At 67.2% G+C, this 19386-nt stretch carries 18 protein-coding genes; 17 read left to right on the top strand and 1 reads right to left on the bottom strand.

Annotation, left to right across the window (positions count from 1 at the left end; genetic code table 11):
• The first annotated feature begins 31 nt into the window (after positions 1-31).
• From tsaB to trmB, 11 genes are all read left to right on the top strand, one after another.
• Positions 32-715, top strand: a complete 684-nt coding sequence (gene tsaB, locus DB459_RS09805; RefSeq protein WP_253712660.1) for a tRNA (adenosine(37)-N6)-threonylcarbamoyltransferase complex dimerization subunit type 1 TsaB — start codon at positions 32-34, stop codon at positions 713-715.
• Between the two features lie 6 nt (positions 716-721).
• Positions 722-1207: a ribosomal protein S18-alanine N-acetyltransferase gene (gene rimI / locus DB459_RS09800; protein WP_253712659.1), complete on the top strand. Its 486-nt coding sequence runs from the start codon at positions 722-724 to the stop codon at positions 1205-1207.
• A 121-nt stretch (positions 1208-1328) separates the two neighbouring features.
• Positions 1329-1784 carry a Fur family transcriptional regulator gene (locus DB459_RS09795; RefSeq protein ID WP_253712658.1) on the top strand — a complete coding sequence of 152 codons (456 nt, stop codon included), beginning with the start codon at positions 1329-1331 and terminating at the stop codon, positions 1782-1784.
• Positions 1781-2482, top strand: a complete 702-nt coding sequence (locus DB459_RS09790) for an HAD family hydrolase (protein WP_371926974.1) — start codon at positions 1781-1783, stop codon at positions 2480-2482. The genes DB459_RS09795 and DB459_RS09790 overlap by 4 nt, the downstream gene beginning before the upstream one ends.
• 156 nt (positions 2483-2638) lie before the next feature.
• On the top strand, positions 2639-4045 hold the full coding sequence (gene miaB, locus DB459_RS09785; protein WP_253712656.1) for a tRNA (N6-isopentenyl adenosine(37)-C2)-methylthiotransferase MiaB: 1407 nt from the start codon (positions 2639-2641) through the stop codon (positions 4043-4045).
• 5 nt (positions 4046-4050) lie between these two features.
• Positions 4051-5097: a PhoH family protein gene (locus DB459_RS09780; protein ID WP_253712655.1), complete on the top strand. Its 1047-nt coding sequence runs from the start codon at positions 4051-4053 to the stop codon at positions 5095-5097.
• A gap of 32 nt (positions 5098-5129) precedes the next feature.
• Complete coding sequence (ybeY, locus tag DB459_RS09775) at positions 5130-5636, top strand: rRNA maturation RNase YbeY (protein WP_253712654.1); 507 nt, start codon at positions 5130-5132, stop codon at positions 5634-5636.
• A 9-nt stretch (positions 5637-5645) separates the two neighbouring features.
• Positions 5646-6743, top strand: coding sequence for a hemolysin family protein (locus DB459_RS09770; RefSeq protein ID WP_371926973.1), 1098 nt, complete (start codon positions 5646-5648; stop codon positions 6741-6743).
• A gap of 5 nt (positions 6744-6748) precedes the next feature.
• Positions 6749-8359 (top strand): apolipoprotein N-acyltransferase, encoded by a 1611-nt coding sequence (gene lnt, locus DB459_RS09765; RefSeq protein WP_371926972.1) that lies wholly within the window; start codon positions 6749-6751, stop codon positions 8357-8359.
• A gap of 292 nt (positions 8360-8651) precedes the next feature.
• A complete protein-coding gene (locus DB459_RS09760) occupies positions 8652-9065 on the top strand; it encodes a helix-turn-helix domain-containing protein (protein WP_253712652.1) in 414 nt (137 codons plus the stop codon).
• Positions 9066-9173: 108 nt separating this feature from the next.
• Positions 9174-9881, top strand: coding sequence for a tRNA (guanosine(46)-N7)-methyltransferase TrmB (trmB, locus tag DB459_RS09755; protein WP_371926911.1), 708 nt, complete (start codon positions 9174-9176; stop codon positions 9879-9881).
• Between the two features lie 171 nt (positions 9882-10052).
• On the opposite strand, the gene DB459_RS09750 is transcribed toward trmB, so the two are convergent.
• Positions 10053-11156 (bottom strand): DUF2336 domain-containing protein, encoded by a 1104-nt coding sequence (locus DB459_RS09750; RefSeq protein WP_253712650.1) that lies wholly within the window; start codon positions 11154-11156, stop codon positions 10053-10055.
• Positions 11157-11648: 492 nt separating this feature from the next.
• Between DB459_RS09750 and rimP the strand changes: the two genes are divergently transcribed.
• The 6 genes from rimP to truB all read left to right on the top strand — a co-directional run bounded on the left by rimP (position 11649) and on the right by truB (position 19385).
• A complete protein-coding gene (gene rimP, locus DB459_RS09745; protein WP_253712649.1) occupies positions 11649-12371 on the top strand; it encodes a ribosome maturation factor RimP in 723 nt (240 codons plus the stop codon).
• 12 nt (positions 12372-12383) lie between these two features.
• Positions 12384-14003: a transcription termination factor NusA gene (gene nusA / locus DB459_RS09740; protein WP_253712648.1), complete on the top strand. Its 1620-nt coding sequence runs from the start codon at positions 12384-12386 to the stop codon at positions 14001-14003.
• A 15-nt stretch (positions 14004-14018) separates the two neighbouring features.
• A complete protein-coding gene (locus tag DB459_RS09735; RefSeq protein WP_253712647.1) occupies positions 14019-14789 on the top strand; it encodes an RNA-binding protein in 771 nt (256 codons plus the stop codon).
• An 87-nt stretch (positions 14790-14876) separates the two neighbouring features.
• On the top strand, positions 14877-17558 hold the full coding sequence (gene infB / locus DB459_RS09730) for a translation initiation factor IF-2 (RefSeq protein ID WP_253712646.1): 2682 nt from the start codon (positions 14877-14879) through the stop codon (positions 17556-17558).
• Positions 17559-17886: 328 nt separating this feature from the next.
• Positions 17887-18309 carry a 30S ribosome-binding factor RbfA gene (gene rbfA, locus DB459_RS09725; protein WP_253712645.1) on the top strand — a complete coding sequence of 141 codons (423 nt, stop codon included), beginning with the start codon at positions 17887-17889 and terminating at the stop codon, positions 18307-18309.
• The gene (gene truB / locus DB459_RS09720) at positions 18306-19385 is read left to right on the top strand and encodes a tRNA pseudouridine(55) synthase TruB (protein WP_253712644.1); all 1080 of its coding nucleotides are present in this window, start codon (positions 18306-18308) and stop codon (positions 19383-19385) included. Before rbfA ends, truB begins: the two co-directional genes overlap by 4 nt.
• The last annotated feature ends 1 nt before the right edge of the window (position 19386 follow it).

Here is a 19386-nt window from a genome sequence, read left to right as displayed (position 1 = left end):
GCCGATAACGCCCTCTCTCCAAGAACCCTTGATGCTCATCCTCGCCATCGATACCGCGCTGGAAGCCTGCGCCGCGGCGCTGCTGGACACCGACGCCAACGCCCTGCTCGCCCAGGAGACGAAGCCGATGGCGCGCGGCCATGCCGAGGCGCTGATGCCGCTGCTCGCGCGCGTCATGCAGGCGGCGGCCGTGCCTTTCACCGCGCTCGACCGTATCGCCGTCACCACCGGGCCCGGCAGTTTCACCGGCTTGCGCGTCGGCCTGTCGGCGGCGCGCGGGCTGGCGCTCGCCGCCAACAAGCCGGTGGTCGGCGTCACCACCCTGTCGGCCTTCGCCGCGCCGCTGGTGAGCGATAACGTCGCCGCGCCGGTGCTTTCAGTCATCGATGCGCGGCACGACCAGGTCTATTTCCAACTCGTCAGCGGCAACGGCGGCACCTTGGTGCGGCCGAGAATCGCGCCGATCGCAGAGGTGCTTGCGGCGGCCGAACACGGCGCGCCGCGCATCGTCGGCAACGCCGCGCGCCTCATCGCCGAGCGCTGGCCGGCGCCGGCGCCGATCGAGGTGCGGCAGGAGACAGCGCCCGATATCGGCTGGGTCGCCTGGCTGGGCGCGGCGGTGTCCCCCAGCATCGCGCCGGCGCGGCCCTATTATCTGCGCGCGCCCGATGCCAAACCACAGGCGATGCCGGCCGCCGGCCACGCCATCGTGTAGCCGCCGATGCGAGCCTTTCTGTCCAATCTGATGGGGACCGCGCCGATCGCGGTGGAAGCGGCGACGCTGCGCGACGCGCCACAGTTCGCGGCCATTCACGGCGCCTCGTTCCATCGCGGCTGGGACGCCGACGAATTCGAGCGCATGCTGCTCGACGACAGCATCCTCGCCCACCGGCTGCGCCGCGGCCGTGAGGTGATCGGCTTCTGCATTTCGCGCCTTGCCGCCGACGAGGCGGAGATCCTGTCGATCGCGCTCTCCGCGCGCAGCCGCGGCCGCGGTTACTCCCGCGACCTGCTGCAGACCCATCTGCGGCATCTGGCCGGGCGCGGCATCGCCCGCGTCTTCCTCGAGGTCGAGGAGAACAACCAGCCGGCCCGTCGTCTCTACGAGCGCGCCGGCTTTCGCGCCGTGGGCCGGCGCGAGCGTTATTATCGTGCCCCCGGCGGGGAACAATTGAATGCACTGGTCATGCAACGCGACTTGTCGTGAGGGGCGCGGGGTGGCAAAAACGGAACCCAGCGCACCGGCAAGTCTGCGCCGGCTGGTGTGGCGTCTCGCAATTGCCTACCGCCTTTGCGGGCGTTGCGGTGGATCTGACGGAAAGATGAGCATGAGCGCCTTGAAACCGGTCGCCGATGGCGGCCTCACCGATATCGAAAAACGCTGCGCAGCCACCGGTATGCGCATGACGGAGCAGCGGCGGGTGATCGCCCGGGTGCTGGCCCAGGCCATCGACCATCCCGACGTCGAGGAACTTTATCGCCGTTGCGTCGCCGTCGACGACAAGATCTCGATCTCCACCGTCTATCGCACGGTGAAGCTGTTCGAGGACGCCGGCATCATCGAGCGCCACGACTTCCGCGAGGGCCGCGCCCGCTACGAGCAGATGCGCGACAGTCATCACGATCACCTGATCAATCTGCGTGACGGCAAGGTGATCGAATTCACCTCCGAGGAGATCGAGAAACTCCAGGCGGAGATCGCCCGCAAGCTCGGCTACAAGCTCGTCGATCATCGGCTCGAGCTTTATTGCGTGCCGCTCGACGACACGGACAAGCCCTCCTGAGCACGTTGCATCCACGGCGAGCCGGCCTCGTCATCTTCGACTGCGACGGCGTGCTGGTCGACAGCGAGCCGATCTCCTGCCGCGTCCACGCGCAGGTGCTGTCGCGCCACGGCTATCCGATCACCGCCGAAGAGGTGCGGCAGCGTTTTCTCGGCCGCTCGGCGCGAGACGCCAATCGCGAGGTCGAGGCGGAACTCGGGCGGGCGCTGCCGGAGGCCTGCGACCGCGAACGGCGGCGCGAGCTGCTCGAGGCACTCGCCCGCGAGGTCACGGCCGTGCCGCACATCCACGATATTCTCGACAGGCTGACGCTGCCGGCCTGCGTCGCTTCGAGCGGCGCGCACGACAAGATCTTCACGACGCTGTCGCGCACCAACCTTCACGCCCGCTTTGCCCCGCACATCTTCTCGGCCTCGGAGGTCGCCCGCGGCAAGCCGGCGCCGGACCTGTTCCTGTTCGCCGCCGCCCGCATGGACCGCCGCCCGGAGGACTGCCTGGTGGTCGAGGACAGCGTCGCCGGGGTCACCGCCGCCGTGGCGGCGGGCATGGGGGTGATCGGCTATATCGGCGGCAGCCATTGCCGTCCGTCGGATGCCGGACGGCTCTCTGCCGCGGGCGCGCCGGTGGTGATCGACGACATGCGCGAACTGCCGGCGCTGGTGGCCAGCCACTTCGCTGGACCGTCGTCACTTCAATAATATGATACCGTTTGGGCGCGGGGCGATGGATTTCGGCGGTCATTGCCTATATCTCAGCGACCGTCGCCGGGTGGCGCCGAGGCCCGCCCGCGGCAAATGCGGGTCGGAAGCTGATGGCTTGAAGCAAGGCGCGACCGCACCGGTTTTCAGGACACCATGAACGAGCCGCGCAAGCTGCACATCAAGTCATACGGCTGTCAGATGAATGTCTACGATGCGCAGCGCATGGTGGACACGCTGGCCCCTGAGGGATTCGTCGAGACCGCGGCGGTCGACGACGCCGATCTCGTCATTCTCAATACCTGCCATATCCGGGAAAAGGCCGCCGAGAAGGTCTATTCGGAGCTCGGCCGGCTGCGCGAGGCGAAAGACGAGGCGCGGCGCGCCGGGCGGGCGCTGACCGTGGCCGTCGCCGGCTGCGTCGCCCAGGCCGAGGGCGAGGAGATCATCCGTCGCGCGCCGGTGGTGGACGTGGTGGTCGGGCCGCAGAGCTATCACCACCTGCCGCAGCTGCTCGCCCGCGCCCGCCAGGACGGCCGCGCCCTCGACACCGAATTCCCGCTCGACGACAAATTCCAGCATCTGCCGGCACCGCGGCCGGACACCATCCGCGCCCGCGGCGTCTCCGCCTTCGTCACCGTGCAGGAAGGCTGCGACAAGTTCTGCACCTTCTGCGTCGTGCCTTACACGCGCGGCGCCGAGGTGTCGCGGCCGGTCAAGCGCATCGTCGAGGACGTCCGACGGCTCGCCGACAACGGCGTGCGCGAGATCACGCTGATCGGCCAGAACGTCAATGCCTTTCACGGCGAGGGTCCGGATGGCCGGCCATGGCCGCTCGGACGTCTGCTGGAGCATCTTGCGACCATCGAAGGCATTGCACGGCTGCGCTATTCCACCAGCCACCCCCGCGACGTCGACGACAGCCTGATCGCCGCCCATCGCGACCTGCCGTCGCTGATGCCGTTCGTGCATCTGCCGGTGCAGTCGGGTTCGGATCGCATCCTCGCCGCCATGAACCGCAAGCACACCGCCGACGATTATCGGCGCGTGATCGACAGGTTCCGCGCCGCCTGCTCGCAGATCGCCTTCTCGTCGGACTTCATCGTCGGTTTTCCCGGCGAGAGCGAGGAAGATTTCGCCGCCACCCTCGCGCTGATTGAGCAAATCGGTTACGCTGGCGCCTATTCGTTCAAATACTCGCCGCGGCCGGGCACGCCGGCAGCGGAAATGCCGGAGATGGTTGCGACCGCAGTGATGGACGAGCGTTTGGCGCGGCTCCAGGACCTGATCGACCGCCAGCAAGCGGCGTTCAATGCGGCCATGGTCGGACAAACCGTCGACGTGCTGTTCGAGCGTGACGCCCGCTATCCCGGACAGATCGTCGGGCGCACCGCCTATTTGCAGCCCGCCCATGTCCTCGCCCCACCCGACATCATCGGCCAGGTTCTGCCGGTCGCCGTCGACCGCCTCGAACGCTACAGCCTGATCGGCCAATTGGCGGGGCCGCAGCAGATCCCGCCCCGGAGCGCGAGCGCGTCTCCGACCGTGTCAACCGGAGCCTGACATCCTTGGCAAAAAGCGCATCGGATTCGACGTCTCTCGCCCCTGGCCGCAAACCCGACCGAGACATCGCGCTGACGCCCGAAACCCAGGTTGTGGTGGCTTTCGACGATAATCGCGCAGCCTCCGCTCTGGTCGGTCCCTACGGCCAGAATCTGGCGCTGATCGAGCGCCGTCTCGGCGTCGTGGTGGATTCGCGCGGCAACCACATCACCATCGGCGGCTCGCGCGATTCCTGCGATGCGGCGCGGCGAGTGCTGGAGGGCCTCTACGATCAGGCGATCCGCGGCCATGACCTCGTCCAGGGCGACGTCGAGGGCGCGATCCGCGCGGTGATCGCCCAGGGCTCGCTGTTCGATTTCGACCCCAAGCTCGCCAAGACCGCCTTCGAGGAAATCAACCTGCGCAAACGGCCGGTGCGTGCCCGCACCGCCGCGCAGGATTCCTATATCCGCGCGCTCAAGCGCAACGAACTGGTATTCGGCATCGGTCCCGCCGGCACCGGCAAGACCTGGCTCGCGGTCGCCTATGCCTCGCAGCTGTTCGAGCGCAAGGAAGTCGACCGCATCATCCTGTCGCGACCGGCGGTCGAAGCCGGCGAGCGCCTCGGCTTCCTGCCGGGCGACATGCGCGAGAAGGTCGACCCCTATCTGCGGCCGATCTACGACGCACTCTACGACCTGATGGATGCCCGCATCGTCGAGCGCGCCCTGCAAAGCGGCGAGATCGAGATCGCGCCGCTGGCCTTCATGCGCGGCCGCACCCTGACCAACGCCGCGATCATCCTCGACGAGGCGCAGAACTCCACCTCGATGCAGATGAAGATGTTTCTCACCCGCCTCGGCGAGAACAGCCGGATGATCATCACCGGCGACCCCAGCCAGGTCGACCTGCCCAACGGCCAGACCTCTGGCCTGTCGGAAGCGGCACGGCTGCTCGACGGCGTCGAGGGCATTGCCCAGGTGCGGTTCACCGCCGAGGACGTTATCCGTCATGAACTGGTGGCGCGGATCGTCGCCGCCTATGAGGGTCCGCAGAAGAAGCCGGCCTCGTGATGCCAGGACCATCGACTGCGACAACGACCATGATGAGCGGCGCCCCACATCTGTCGACCGACATTCTCGTCAACGCCGAGAACTGGAAGGCGCATGCGGACAGCGGGGCCGTGGTCGAGCGCGCCATCACCGCCGCGGCCGCCGCCGCCAGGGCGCCGGCCGGCGCCGAGGTTGCGGTGATGCTGACCGATGACGCGACCATCCGCACCCTCAACCGCGACTGGCGCGGCATCGACAAGCCCACCAACGTGCTGTCCTTCCCGGCCGCGCCGCAGCCGGGTGCGGGCGCGGGCGCGGGCGCGCCGACAATGCTCGGCGACATCGCCATCGCCTACGAGACCACGGCCCGCGAGGCCGAGGCCGAGGGCAAGCCGTTCGCCGACCATCTCAGCCACCTCGCGGTGCACGGGTTGCTGCATCTCCTCGGCTACGACCACGAGACCGACGCCGAGGCCGAGGTCATGGAAGCGCTGGAGCGCGACATCCTGGCGGGTCTCGACATCGCCGACCCCTATGCGGAAGCAGACGAAAGGAACTGAGTGAAAGCGGTGGTCAAATCGACGGGAAGCGCCGATGCGCCCGACACTGCGGGCGAGGCCTCCCATGACCCGCGCAATCTGCCGGTGGCGCTGCCGCAGGCGGAGATCCTGCGTCCCTCCGACACCTGGCTGATCCGGATGATGCGCACGCTGTTCGGCTGGAAGCCGGGCTCGCTGCGCGCCAACCTGCAGGGCGTGCTCGATGCCTCGGCGCCGGACGAGACCAGCTTCTCGGCCATCGAGCGCATCTTGCTGCGCAACATCCTCGGCCTGCGCGAGCGCCGCATCGCCGACGTGATGGTGCCGCGGCCCGACATCGTCGCCGTCAAGAGCGACATCTCCCTCGGCGAACTGATCGCGGTGTTCGAAAGCGCCGGGCATTCGCGCCTCGTCGTCTACAATGAAACTCTCGATGACCCCGAAGGCATCGTCCATATCCGCGACCTCCTCGCCTATATCGCGGTTCACGCCAAGGTCGATCCCGAGATCAACGCCAAGCGCAAGAAGCCGTTTCCCGCCGGGCTCGACCTGCGCGCCGTCAACCTCAAGACACAACTGCGCGACGCCGGCATCATCCGCAAGCTGCTCTACGTGCCGCCGTCGATGCCGGCGCACGACCTGCTCGCCAAGATGCAGGCGAGCCGCATCCACCTCGCGCTGGTGGTCGATGAATACGGCGGCACCGACGGACTGGTGTCGATCGAGGACATCGTCGAGCAGATCGTCGGAGAGATCGACGACGAGCACGACAGCGACGAGCCGCCCGCCATCGTCCGCCAGGGCGAGAACACCTTCATCGCCGATGCCCGCGCCAGCCTCGACGATGTCCGCTCGGTGCTCGGCGACGCCTTCGTCAACGGCGAGGCGAGCGAGGATGTCGATACGCTGGGCGGCTACCTGGTCGCCCATGTCGGCCGGCTGCCGGTCCGTGGCGAGATCATTTCCGGACCGGGCGACTACGAGATCGAGGTGCTCGATGCCGATCCGCGCCGGGTGAAGCGGCTGCGCATCGGCCTGCGCAAGGACCGCACCGCGCTGCGCCGCGAGGCGAGGCGCCGGGACGGTGACGGCGGCGCCCCACCGAGTGAGGGGACCGCATCGTCGTGACGCTTGTGCATCGCCTGCGTGCCGCAGCGCTCGCCATCGTGCTGGCCTGGGGCTGGCGCCGCGCCCTGGTCGCGTTCACCGCCGGCGCGGCGTCGGCGCTCGCCATGGCGCCGTTCAACGCCTGGCCGATCCTGTTCCTCACCTTTCCGGTGATGGTCTGGCTGATCGACGGCGCCGGCGCCGGACGGCTCGGCGGGCTGCCGGCCGCGGCCATCGCCGGCTGGTGGTTCGGCTTCGGCTATTTCGTCGCGGGCCTCTACTGGATCGGCTACGCCTTTCTGGTCGATGCCGACATCTTCGGCTGGCTGCTGCCGGTTGCCGTCACCGGATTGCCCGCCTACCTGGCGATCTACACCGCGCTGGGCTTCGCCCTCGCCCGCCTGATCTGGACGACGGATGCGAGCCGCATCCTGGCGCTGGCGGCCGCCCTGACGTCGAGCGAATGGCTGCGCGGCCACCTCCTGACCGGCTTTCCCTGGAATGCCTTCGGCTATGCCCTGAGCGAACCGCTGGCGCTGGCGCAGACCGCCTCGGTGATCGGACTGTGGGGCCTGACCTTCCTTGCGGTGGCGATCTTCGCCACCCCGGCCGTGCTGGTCGATCCGGCCCCCAAATCGACGCCGGCGCGGCGCTTTGTCGCGCCGGCGCTCGGCCTCGCTGCGCTGATCGCCATGGGCGTCTTCGGCGCGGCGCGGCTCGCCCATCCGCCGGCAGGCCTCGTCGACAAGGTGCGGCTCCGCCTGATGCAGCCCAACCTGCAGCAGGACGTCAAATTCAACTACTCCGCCAAGGCGGCGGTGATGGCGAAATATCTGGCGCTGTCGGACCGCGCCACGGGACCCGGCACGAGCGGCGTCAAGGATGCCACCATCCTCGTCTGGCCCGAGTCGGCTTTCCCGTTCTTCCTGACGCGCGAAGCCGACGCCATGGCTCAGATCGCGGCCCTCTTGCCGCCCGGCACCAGCCTCATTACCGGCGCCGTGCGGGTCCCCGACATGCCCCGCCCCGCCCCCGTCGTCCGGGCCTATAACTCGATATATATTATTGGAGACGACGGCGGCGTTCGCAGCGTCTACGACAAGCTCCATCTCGTGCCGTTTGGCGAATACCTGCCCTTCCAGCAATTCATGGAAAAGCTCGGCTTTCTCCAACTGACGATGTTACGAGGCGGTTACATTCCCGGGCTGGTCCGACGGACGCTGGAAGTGCCGCAGGCGCCGCCCATGCTGCCCCTGATCTGCTACGAGGCGGTCTTTCCGAATGAGATCGTGCCGCCGGGCGAACGACCTGGCTGGATCGTCAACCTCACCAATGACGGCTGGTTCGGCATCAGCACAGGCCCCTATCAGCACCTGCAGCAGACGCGGATGCGCGCGATCGAGGAAGGCTTGCCGATCGTTCGTGCCGCCAACACCGGTATCTCCGCGGTAATCGACCCTTACGGCGCGGTTATCGCGCAACTCGGTTTGGGTCACGAAGGCGTGCTCGATTCCGGCCTGCCGTCGCCGATCGCGCCGCCGTTGTACACAAAGCTCAGAGACGTACCCGCAGCTGTCATGATTGCTGTCGCCGCCCTCATCGCCGCCCGGCAACGCCGGAAAAAGCCGCGGCTCTGATGCATTTTTCGGCACGCTGAACAGCGCGGCACGCGAGCAACACATCGTCACACAACATGGTGACAATGCAGGGTCACTGTGTCCCACGCGACACTGCCCGAGCCGCAAATCGATTGTCGCGACGATGAATTCCGACCAATCCGCGCGCGGCGCAGATTTTGAACATTTCTCAAAGCCGTTTTTTCCGCTAGTTAATCACCGTGTTGAGATTCCCCGACGATTCCTCTAACCGCACCTGTACCGGACCATGGAGATCGTTGTGTCTACCGCGTCCGCGTCAGGAGCTTGAAGAATGACAGCCAAGGCACCCAACCCGGTTGACAAGTATGTCGGCAGCCGTGTGCGGATGCGGCGCATCATGCTCGGCATGAGCCAGGAAAAACTTGGCGAGGCGCTCGACCTCACTTTCCAGCAAATTCAAAAATACGAAAAGGGCACGAACCGCATCGGCGCAAGCCGTCTGCAGCAGATCGCCGACATCCTACAGGTCCCGGTGTCGTTCCTGTTCGAGGGCGGGCCGACCGCCTCGACGCACAATCACAACGGCAGTGTCGCGGCGTCGCCGGCCTATGTGGCGGACTTCCTCGCCACCTCGGAGGGCCTCGCCCTGACCCGCGCCTTCACGCGGATCAGCGACCCGAAGCTGCGCCGCAGCGTCGTCGATCTCGTCGAGCAGATCGCGCTGCGCGAGTCGCCCGACACCTGAGCAGGCTGTTGGGGTGAAGCCGGGATGGGGCGCCTGCCGCGGCCGCTCCCGCCATTTTGCGCCCGCGACGGGGTTCACCTAGACGACGCGATCCTGTATCGCGATCCAATGATGCCGGATACCGACCAACGCTCTGACGGGCCCGCGCGGGCCTTCTTCGGTCGCCGCAAGGGCCACAAGCTGCGCAGCCACCAGGCCGGGCTGATCGCCGGGCTGCTGCCGCGCCTGTCGCTCGAGATCGCCGCGCCGCCACCGACCGGCCTTGCCGCGCTCTTCCCGGGCAAGGTCGCGACGGTGCGGGTCGAGATCGGCTTCGGCGGCGGCGAGCATCTGATCGCCGAGGCCGACGCCCATCCGGACACCGGCTTCATCGGCGTTGAGCCCTATGTGAACGGGATGGCCAAGATCCTCGCGCAGATCGAGGCGAAGCCGCGCGACAACATCAAGCTCCTCGCCGGCGACGCCGCCGAGCTGCTCGCCTGGGTGCCGCCGGGATCGCTGAGCCGGATCGACCTGATCCATCCCGACCCCTGGCCGAAGCGCCGGCATTGGAAGCGGCGCTTCGTGCAGGATGCGACCGTCGCCGCCATGGCGCGGGCATTGGCGAGTGGCGGCGAATTCCGCTTCGTCAGCGATATCGATCATTACTGCGCCTGGACGCTGGCGCATCTGCTGCGCAGCCCGGACTTCACCTGGACGGCGGAGCGGGCCGCCGACTGGCGCGCCCCGTGGCCGGGCTACACGATGACGCGTTACGGCCGCAAAGCCGAGCGCGAGGGCCGCAAGGCGGCCTATCTGATCTTCCGTCGGCGATGACAAGGCGCAAACACGCCCGCCGAAACCGAGTGCGATGGATCTGACGCTCGTATCAGCATTGCAGCGAATTCGTCGTACGCGCGTCGGGGCCAAAACCGCACTAGTGTGGCGTCTCGCAATTGCCTACGAGAGCCTTGCCGCAAAGACGGTAGGCAATTGCGAGACGCCACACTAGTTTTCGGCGCCGCCGCCGGTCCCGGGCCGCTTCTGCCAGAACTTGAGAACGCGCTGCGCCGTCGCCGACACCAGCCGTTCGTAGTTCTGCCGCGCCTCTTCCATTTCGGGCACCGTGGGCTGGGGCCGACCCGGGCCGACGCGAACGATGATGACCGCGCGCACCGTCGGCCATTGCAGCCCGAGCGACTTGCCCATGATCAGGATCGGATCATGACGATCGCCGCGCATCAGATTGTCGATGATGGTGAGGCTCACGCCTGTCATCACCGAGAGCGCCGCGACGGTTTCTTCGTATTTGTGCTCCTTGGCGAAAGCGAGCAGCGCCGATTCGTCGAGCTGTTCGGCCAGGCTCAAGGTGAGGATCTCGCGCTGGGCACGGGCGAAATCGCGGGCGCCGTTGCGCGATGCCGGTCCCGAGCCGATGCCGATCATGGCCTGGTTGATCGCAACCTTGCGTGTCGGCGACGCCATGTCGAACAGGCGACGGCGAACGATGTCGGCGGAGTGCTCGAGCAGCTCCTTGAGCTGCTGCTGATTGATGTCGTGTCGCCGGCCCACCGCCAGCGCCAGGACCCCGTCATCGCTCGCCCGGGTAATCAGCCCGGAGTAGCCGTTCGGCGAGAACCGCGCGCCGGAATTGCTGGCGACGCTGCGGACAACGTCCTGGTCGCCCCGGCGTATGATCACGTCGGTGACACCGGGCGCCAGGGAAGCGCGCTCGGTGATCGCGAACAGATGGCTCTGCCCCTTGGAGGACGCGATCTCGATCAGCGTCGGCTCGTCGACCTGCGGCGAGGCGCGCAGGATCGGACCGGCGATGGCAATTTCGTCTTCATGGACCAGCAGCCCGACCAGCGAAGGCGGCGCATTCGGGATCGGTGCGAGCTGCTCGGCAAGCCGGGCGCGGACGTCGACCTCGACCAGCGGCACCAGGCCGATCAGGATGCCGTCGAACAGCTCCACATGCTGCGGCTTGAAATGGGCTGCGCCCTCGGCAAACAGATCAGAGAGCTTGCGAACCACCTCGACCTGCCGGCGGACATCGCCGCTGCTGACGATCTCGTCGAGCTCCGGGAGGGCGGATACGGCTGCGGCCATGCGTTAACCTTGTCTACTCGCCAGCGCCGGGCGCACGGCGACCTCGATCCCGAGCGCCCCTTCGAATGTGGGGCACCAGTGTCCCGAATCCGAGATTCGCTTCATTCGCAGCGGCCCCATGAGCGAACGGCGCTCGCTGCAACGAGATACGAACTTTAGAACCGGGACACTAAGGCCTCGGTATGAATGAAGCGTTAGTCCGCTCGCTGAGGCGGCGGATCCGCCGGGTCGCAATTTTAGCGCCGTTACCGGCGCACGCGCCCTTGCCGCTGGGCGGCGAAGCCGCTATATTCCGCCTGTAAAGAACGTCTCATACGGTCGCGTATTGAGAGTGGGCCCTTCCGGGACCCGCTCTTTTTTATTACCCGCACGACCCGGTCCAAAGCCGGGGGCGCGGGCGACGCGCGACCGGGAACCGGAACTTCAGGACCGAGTGCGCCGCGACCTTGCCCGCTCCGGACCATCATACCGACCGGATTTGCATTTTAGGACATGACCGCACCGATCGAAACCGCCACGGACACCGAGCTGCTGGACGAGCCCCGTCTGGTGGTCGAGCCCGGCGTCGCCGCACGAGTGGCCGCCGTCGCCGAACCGGTGCTGCACGGAATGGGTTACCGCCTGGTCCGGATCCGGATCACCGGCGAAGCCGGGTGCACCGTCCAGATCATGGCCGAGCGGCCGGACGGCACCATGCTGATCGATGACTGCGAAGCCGTGTCCCGCGCCCTGTCGCCGGTACTCGACATCGCCGACCCGATCGAGCGGGCCTACCGCCTCGAGATCTCGTCGCCCGGGATCGACCGACCGCTGGTGCGCCGCACTGATTTCGCCCGCCATGCCGGCCATCTCGCCAAGATCGAGATGGCGGTGGCCCATGATAGCCGCAAGCGCTTCCGGGGCACCCTGACCGGCGTCGATGGCGACCGCGTCAAGCTGCGGCGGGACGATGTCCGCGCCGGCGAAGATCCCGACGTGTTGCTGCGCATGGAGGACATTGCCGATGCCCGGCTGGTCCTCACCGACGAGCTGATCGCCGAATCCATGCGGCGCGGCAAGGCGGCGGAGCGGGCGCTGCGGCGGGGCGAACCCGCCTCGGACGAGGAGGATCCGCCCGCGCCTGCAAAACCAACCAAGCCGGCGCCGAGCCGGGACAAGCCTGCTGGAACCAAGAAAGATCGCCTCGCCGCGCGTTCGCGCAGCGGGCACCACTAAGGAGAGTGAATCATGGCCGCTGTCAGCGCCAACAAGCTCGAACTGCTGCAGATCGCCGATGCCGTCGCTCGCGAGAAATCGATCGACCGCTCGATCGTGATCTCGGCGATGGAGGACGCCATCGCCAAGGCCGCCCGTGCCCGCTACGGCAGCGAGACCGACGTCCACGCCGAGATCGACAGCAAGAAGGGCGAGCTGCGGCTGTCCCGTCACATGCTGGTCGTCGACAAGGTGGAAAATCCCGCCAACCAGATTTCGCTCGAGGACGCGCGCCGCATGAACCCGGGCGCCCAGGTCGGCGACACCATCGCGGACACGCTGCCGCCGCTGGAGTACGGCCGTATCGCCGCCCAATCGGCCAAGCAGGTCATCGTGCAGAAGGTGCGCGAGGCTGAGCGCGACCGCCAGTACCAGGAATTCAAGGATCGCATCGGCGACATCGTCAACGGCACGGTCAAGCGCGTCGAATACGGCAGCGTGATCGTGGATCTGGGGCGCGGCGAGGCGATCATCCGCCGCGACGAAATGCTGCCGCGTGAAATGTTCCGCAACGGCGACCGCGTCCGCGCCTACCTGTTCGATGTCCGCCGCGAGACCCGCGGCCCGCAGATTTTCCTGTCGCGCACCCACCCGCAATTCATGGCGAAGCTGTTCGCGCAGGAAGTGCCGGAGATCTATGACGGCATCGTCGAGATCAAGGCGGTGGCCCGCGACCCGGGCTCCCGGGCCAAGATCGGCGTGGTGTCGCGGGATTCCTCGGTCGATCCGGTCGGCGCCTGCGTCGGCATGCGCGGCTCGCGCGTGCAGGCCGTGGTCAACGAGCTGCAGGGCGAAAAGATCGACATCATTCCGTGGTCGCCGGACATCGCCACCTTCGTGGTGAATGCGCTGGCGCCGGCTGAGGTCGCCAAGGTGGTGATCGACGAGGACCGCGAACGTATTGAAGTCGTGGTCCCGGATACCCAATTGTCGCTTGCGATCGGCCGTCGCGGCCAGAACGTGCGCCTCGCCTCCCAGCTCACCGGCTGGGACATCGACATCCTGACCGAACAGGAAGAGTCGGAGCGGCGTCAGGCCGATTTCGAGAATTCAACCCGGGTCTTCATGGAAGCGCTGAATGTCGACGAAGTGGTCGGCCAGCTGCTTGCGTCAGAAGGCTTTTCGTCGGTGGAGGAGCTGGCTTTGGTCGATCTAAAGGAACTTGCCAACATCGAGGGCTTCGACGAGGAAACCGCCGAGGAACTGCAGAGCCGCGCCAAGGAATATCTGGCGCAGCAGGAGGCCGAACTCGAGGCCAAGCTCAAGGAGCTCGGCGTCGAAGAGGCGCTCAAATCGGTGCCCGGCGCGAGCCTGAAGGTCCTGGTCAAGCTCGGTGAGAATGGCGTCAAGACGGTCGAGGATCTCGCCGACTGCGCCACCGACGACATCGCCGGCTGGACCGAGCGCAAGGATGGCGAAACCGTCAAGCATCCGGGCTTCCTCGATAGTTCCGATCTATCCCGTGAGGACGCCGAAGCCTTGATCATGCAGGCCCGCGTCGCCGCAGGCTGGATCACCGAGGCCGATCTCGCCAAGCCGGCGGCCGAGGAAGCCCCCGCTGAGGATACCCCTGCCGAACAACATCCGGCGTAAGGACGATGCCCACGCATGCTTGCCGCCGCCGACTGCGCAGAGCTTGATACCGGACCCCGGGCCGCAAAGCCCGGGACCGAACGGCTATGCGCAGTGACGCGGCAGGTCGAGCCGATCGAGCGGTTGCTCCGCTTCGTGGTCGCGCCGGACGGCGCTGTCACCGCTGATGTGAAACGCAAGCTGCCTGGCCGCGGGCTCTGGCTCACCGCCAGCCGCATCGTGGTGGCTGAGGCCATGCGCCGGGGGGTATTCGGCCGGGGCTTCCGTCGCGATGTCCGGGTTTCGCCCGAACTGGTCACCGAAACCGAAAAGCTGCTGGTGAGCGCCGCAATCGATGCCGTGGCAATCGCCGGCAAGGCCGGCGAGGTGGCGCCCGGCTGGGCCAAGGTCGAGGCCGCGCTGCGATCGGGCGAGGCCGTGGCGGTGCTCCATGCCTGCGACGGCGCTGCGGACGGGTTGCGCAAACTCGAGGCGATCGCGCGCGCGGCTTCCGTCCCGGTGCTGACGGCCCTCACTTCGGTAGAATTGGATTTGGCACTGGGCCGGACAAATGTGATACATGCTGCCCTGCGCCCGGGTGCGGCGGCCAAAACCGTCATGGCCCGCTGCGAGGGCATCGAGCGGTTTCGTGGTGGGCAGGCCGGCGACATGCCGGAACGCCGCGAGGCGACCAGAACGGCGACAGCGAAGCTGCCGGAGACGAAGCTGGCGGGAACAGGAGCGGTTCTCGACGCTCCGGTCGTCGCGCCTTCGGACCCCGGCCGAGACGATTTGAAGGGTGCTTGACAGGCACCTTGCGATAAGAGGCCCGGCGACGGGCGGCGAGCGAATGATAGAGGCGCGGGCGCGCCGAACGAGATTAGGACTGACTGAATGGCGGACACCAAGAATCCTGGCGACAAGACGTTGAGCGTCGGTACCAAAACTCTGTCGCTGAAACCGCGCGCGGAGACCGGCGTGGTGCGCCAGAGCTTCAGCCACGGCCGCAGCAAATCGGTCGTGGTGGAGAAGCGGACCAAGCGCCGCCTGCCCGGCGAGGGCCCTGCGCCCGCCGCCGAGGCCGCGCCCCGCGCTCCCGAGGCCGCGGCTCCCAGGCCCGCCGCCGCCCCGACCCGTCCGGGCGGCGCGCCCCCCCGTGCGCCCGCTCCGCAGCGCAGCGGCTCCGGCGTCGTGCTGCCCAAGCTGACCGAGGACGAGCGCAGTGCCCGCGCCATGGCGCTTGCCGACGCGCGCGTGCGCGAAGAAGAGGAGCGCCGCCGCGCCGAGGAAGAAGCAGCCCGCCGCAGCACCAAGGAATTCAAGGAACAGGCCGAACGCGAAGCCGCCGAAGCGCGGCAGCGCGAAGAGGCCAATCGCCGCCGCATCGAGGAAGAGGCCAAGCGCAAGGCCGAACTGGAAGCCAAGAAGCGTTTCGGCGAGGAAGCGGCCAAGCCGGCAGCTCCGGCCGCCGCGACGGCCCGCCCGTCGACCTCCGCCCGTCCGACCGCCAGTGCCGCCCGACCCTCGACCGGCGCCGCCCGACCGGTTGCCGGCGCCCCCCGTCCGGCCGGCGTGCCGGCCGAGGCCGAAGAGGACGAAGGTCCCCGTCAGGTGCGTCGCGGCCCGGGGGCAGCGCGCCCGGTCGCCGCACCCAAGACAACCGCCAAGCCGGCGCCCCAGAAGCAGCGCGGCCGTCTCACCGTCGTCACCGCATTCAGCGCCGATGACGTGCGCGAGCGCTCGGTGGCCTCGTTCCGCCGCCGCACCCAGCGCCTCAAGGGCCACCATGCCAACGAGCCGAAGGAAAAACTGATCCGCGAGGTGGTCATCCCCGAAGCGATCACGATCCAGGAACTCGCCAACCGCATGGCGGAGCGCGCCGTCGACGTCATCCGCCTGATGATGAAGCAGGGCCAGATGGTGAAGATCACCGACGTGATCGACGCCGATACCGCCCAGCTCATCGCCGAGGAAATGGGCCACAGCGTCAAGCGCGTCGCCGCCTCGGACGTCGAGGAAGGCCTGTTCGACGTCGCCGACGACAAGGAAAGCGATCAGGTGCAGCGCCCGCCGGTGGTCACCGTGATGGGCCATGTCGATCACGGCAAGACCTCGCTGCTCGACGCCCTGCGCCATGCCAACGTGGTCAGCGGCGAAGCCGGCGGCATCACCCAGCATATCGGCGCCTACCAGGTCGCCTCGCCGGACGGCAGGAAGATCACCTTCATCGATACCCCGGGCCACGCCGCCTTCACGGCGATGCGCGCCCGCGGCGCCAAGGTCACCGACATCGTGGTCCTGGTGGTTGCCGCCGACGACGGCGTGATGCCGCAAACCATCGAGGCGATCAATCACGCCAAGGCGGCCAGGGTGCCGATGATCGTCGCGATCAACAAGATCGACAAGCCGGACGCCAAGCCCGAGCGCGTGCGCACCGAACTGTTGCAGCATGAGGTGCAGGTCGAATCCTTCGGCGGCGACGTGGTCGATGTCGAGGTCTCGGCGAAGAACCACACCAATCTCGACAAGCTGCTGGAAATGATCTCGCTGCAGTCCGAACTGCTCGAGCTCAAGACCAATCCGGATCGTCCGGCCGAAGGCACCGTGATCGAGGCCAAGCTCGACCGCGGCCGCGGCCCGGTCGCCACCGTGCTGGTTCAGCGCGGCACGCTGCGGATCGGTGACATCATCGTCGCCGGCGCCGAAATGGGCCGCGTTCGCGCACTGATCTCCGACCAGGGCAAGACCCTGGAAGAGGCTGGTCCCTCGGTTCCGGTCGAGGTGCTCGGCTTCAACGGCCCGCCGGAGGCGGGCGACCGTCTCGCCGTGGTGCCGACCGAGGCCCGTGCCCGCGAAATCACCTCCTATCGCGCCCACCAGAAGCGCGAGAAATCGGCGGCGAGCCTGGCCGGCATGCGCGGCTCGCTCGAACAGATGATGTCGCAGCTCAAGACTTCGGGCCGCAAGGACTTCCCGCTGGTGATCAAGGCCGACGTGCAGGGCTCGCTGGAAGCGATCCTCGGCTCGCTGGAGAAGCTCGGCACCGAGGAGGTCGCGGCGCGGATCCTCCATGCCGGCGTCGGCGGCATCAGCGAATCCGACGTCACGCTGGCCGAAGGCTTCGGCGCCGCGATCATCGGCTTCAACGTGCGCGCGCACAAGGAAGCCGCCAATCTCGCCAAGCGCGACGGCATCGAGATCCGCTACTACAACATCATCTACGACCTCGTGGACGATGTGAAAAAGGCGATGTCCGGCCTGCTCGCGCCGACTTTGCGCGAGACCATGCTCGGCAATGCCCAGGTGCTGGAGGTGTTCAACATCTCCAAGGTCGGCAAGATCGCGGGTTGCCGCATCACCGACGGCACCGTGGAGCGCGGCGCCAATGTTCGCCTGATCCGCGACAATGTCGTCATCCACGAAGGCAAGCTCGCCCAGCTCAAGCGTTTCAAGGACGACGCCAAGGAAGTCACCGCCGGCCAGGAATGCGGCATGTCCTTCGAGAGCTACCAGGACATGCGGCCCGGCGATGTCATCGAGTGTTACCGCGTGGAGACGATCCAGCGCTCGCTGTAAGTCCAAACCTTACAGCCAGCACGGCTCGTCGGTACGGCGGCTGCTGTCCGGGCCTCGCCCTGTTTACCCCGTTTCCGAAACGCGAACTTCGGAACGCGGTACCAGCGGCGGGGACGCCGGCTCCGTCATTTGAGAAGAAGCAGGTCGGATTCGAGCGAACCGACGCGCTCTGCCGTTTGACAAAGCTAACGGACGATCTTCCGGGGCGCCGCGAGGCGCTCCGACCGTCGTCATCTCCTGTCTCGCGCCGTCGGCGCGTTCAGGAATTTTTGGAAGCGACACAGAAGCTGAACCGAACCTGATCAATACAGCGAAGAACCAGGATCTCATGTCACGTCATCAGCAACGCGGACAAGGCAAGCCGGCGGGCTCCAACTCGCAGCGACAGCTGCGCGTCGGCGAACTGGTGCGCCATGCCCTCGCCGATATTCTGGCGCAAGGCAGCGTGCACGACCCGGACCTCGAGGGTCTCATCATCACGGTTCCCGAAGTGCGCATGTCGCCGGACCTCAAGCTCGCGACCATTTACGTGATGCCCCTCGGCGGCGAGAGGATCGACGGCGTGGTCGCCGCCCTCGACCGCAACAAGCGCTTCCTGCGAGGCGAAATCGCCCACCGCATAAACCTAAAATTTGCACCGGATATTCGCTTCCGCGTTGACGAACGGTTCGACGAGGCGGAACGGATCGAGAAGCTTTTGAGAACACCCGCAGTGCAGCGGGACATCGCACAATCATCGGATGAAGAATGAGCGGCAATACAACCAATATTGAGATCGAAGCGCAGACGCTCGATCATTCGCCGGATACCGCTATCGCGCCCGACGGCCGCGAGGCGCAGCGCGGTCAGCGCCAACACGGCCGAGGCAAGCCCAAGCGCGATCGGCGCGATGTCCACGGCTGGGTTGTGCTGGACAAGCCGGTAGGCATGACCTCGACCCATGCGGTCGCCGTGGTCAAGCGACTGTTCCAGGCCAAGCGCGCCGGCCATGCCGGAACCCTCGACCCGCTCGCCTCCGGCGGTCTGCCGATCGCGCTCGGCGAGGCGACCAAGACCGTTCCCTTCGTCATGGACGGGCGCAAGCGCTACCGCTTCACCGTCCGGTGGGGTGAGGAGCGCGACACCGACGACAGCGAGGGCCAGCCGACAGCGACCTCGGCTGCCCGGCCGGACGCCGAGGCGATCCGGGCCCTGCTGCCGCGCTTCACCGGCCGGATCGAACAGACCCCGCCGCGGTTCTCCGCCGTCAAGATCCAGGGCGAACGCGCCTATGACCTGGCGCGGGACGGCGAGGTCGTCGAGCTGGCGCCGCGAATCGTCGAAATCCACGAATTAATCCTTGTCGATCAGCCGGATAGCGACCATTCGGTGTTCGAGGCCGAATGCGGCAAAGGAACCTATGTCAGGGCGCTCGCCCGGGACATGGGCCGCCTGCTCGGCTGCTACGGGCATATCAGCGCGCTGCGCCGGACCCTGGTCGGCCCGTTCGTCGAGAACGACATGATTCCGCTGGAACAGCTTGAGGCTTTGTGCGATAGAGCCGCGTCCGGCGAGGTCAGCCTCGCCGACGCACTGTTGCCCGTTGAGACCGCGCTGGACGACATCCCGGCACTGGCCGTCACACGGGCGGATGCGGCAAGGCTCCACCGGGGCCAGGCCGTTTTGTTGCGCGGACGGGATGCGCCCAATTCGAGCGGCACTGTCTATGTCACCGTCGGAGGCCGTCTCCTGGCCCTCGCCGAGATCGGCAATGGCGAACTCATCCCCAAGCGCGTGTTCAACCTAGCCGGACTGACAGCCAGCTCCGGTCGCAATGAAGGTGTTTGAC

It is taken from the genome of Bradyrhizobium sp. WD16 (assembly GCF_024181725.1).
Lineage (GTDB): Bacteria > Pseudomonadota > Alphaproteobacteria > Rhizobiales > Xanthobacteraceae > Bradyrhizobium_A.
This window is presented reverse-complemented; position numbering and strand designations above follow the sequence as displayed.

Coding starts and splice junctions, on each gene's coding strand:
- tsaB (WP_253712660.1), top strand. CDS start 32: ATGCTCATCCTCGCCATCGATACCGCGCTGGAAGCCTGCGCCGCGGCG.
- rimI (WP_253712659.1), top strand. CDS start 722: ATGCGAGCCTTTCTGTCCAATCTGATGGGGACCGCGCCGATCGCGGTG.
- DB459_RS09795 (WP_253712658.1), top strand. CDS start 1,329: ATGAGCGCCTTGAAACCGGTCGCCGATGGCGGCCTCACCGATATCGAA.
- miaB (WP_253712656.1), top strand. CDS start 2,639: ATGAACGAGCCGCGCAAGCTGCACATCAAGTCATACGGCTGTCAGATG.
- ybeY (WP_253712654.1), top strand. CDS start 5,130: ATGAGCGGCGCCCCACATCTGTCGACCGACATTCTCGTCAACGCCGAG.
- DB459_RS09760 (WP_253712652.1), top strand. CDS start 8,652: ATGACAGCCAAGGCACCCAACCCGGTTGACAAGTATGTCGGCAGCCGT.
- trmB (WP_371926911.1), top strand. CDS start 9,174: ATGATGCCGGATACCGACCAACGCTCTGACGGGCCCGCGCGGGCCTTC.
- DB459_RS09750 (WP_253712650.1), bottom strand. CDS start 11,156: ATGGCCGCAGCCGTATCCGCCCTCCCGGAGCTCGACGAGATCGTCAGC.
- rimP (WP_253712649.1), top strand. CDS start 11,649: ATGACCGCACCGATCGAAACCGCCACGGACACCGAGCTGCTGGACGAG.
- nusA (WP_253712648.1), top strand. CDS start 12,384: ATGGCCGCTGTCAGCGCCAACAAGCTCGAACTGCTGCAGATCGCCGAT.
- DB459_RS09735 (WP_253712647.1), top strand. CDS start 14,019: ATGCTTGCCGCCGCCGACTGCGCAGAGCTTGATACCGGACCCCGGGCC.
- infB (WP_253712646.1), top strand. CDS start 14,877: ATGGCGGACACCAAGAATCCTGGCGACAAGACGTTGAGCGTCGGTACC.
- rbfA (WP_253712645.1), top strand. CDS start 17,887: ATGTCACGTCATCAGCAACGCGGACAAGGCAAGCCGGCGGGCTCCAAC.
- truB (WP_253712644.1), top strand. CDS start 18,306: ATGAGCGGCAATACAACCAATATTGAGATCGAAGCGCAGACGCTCGAT.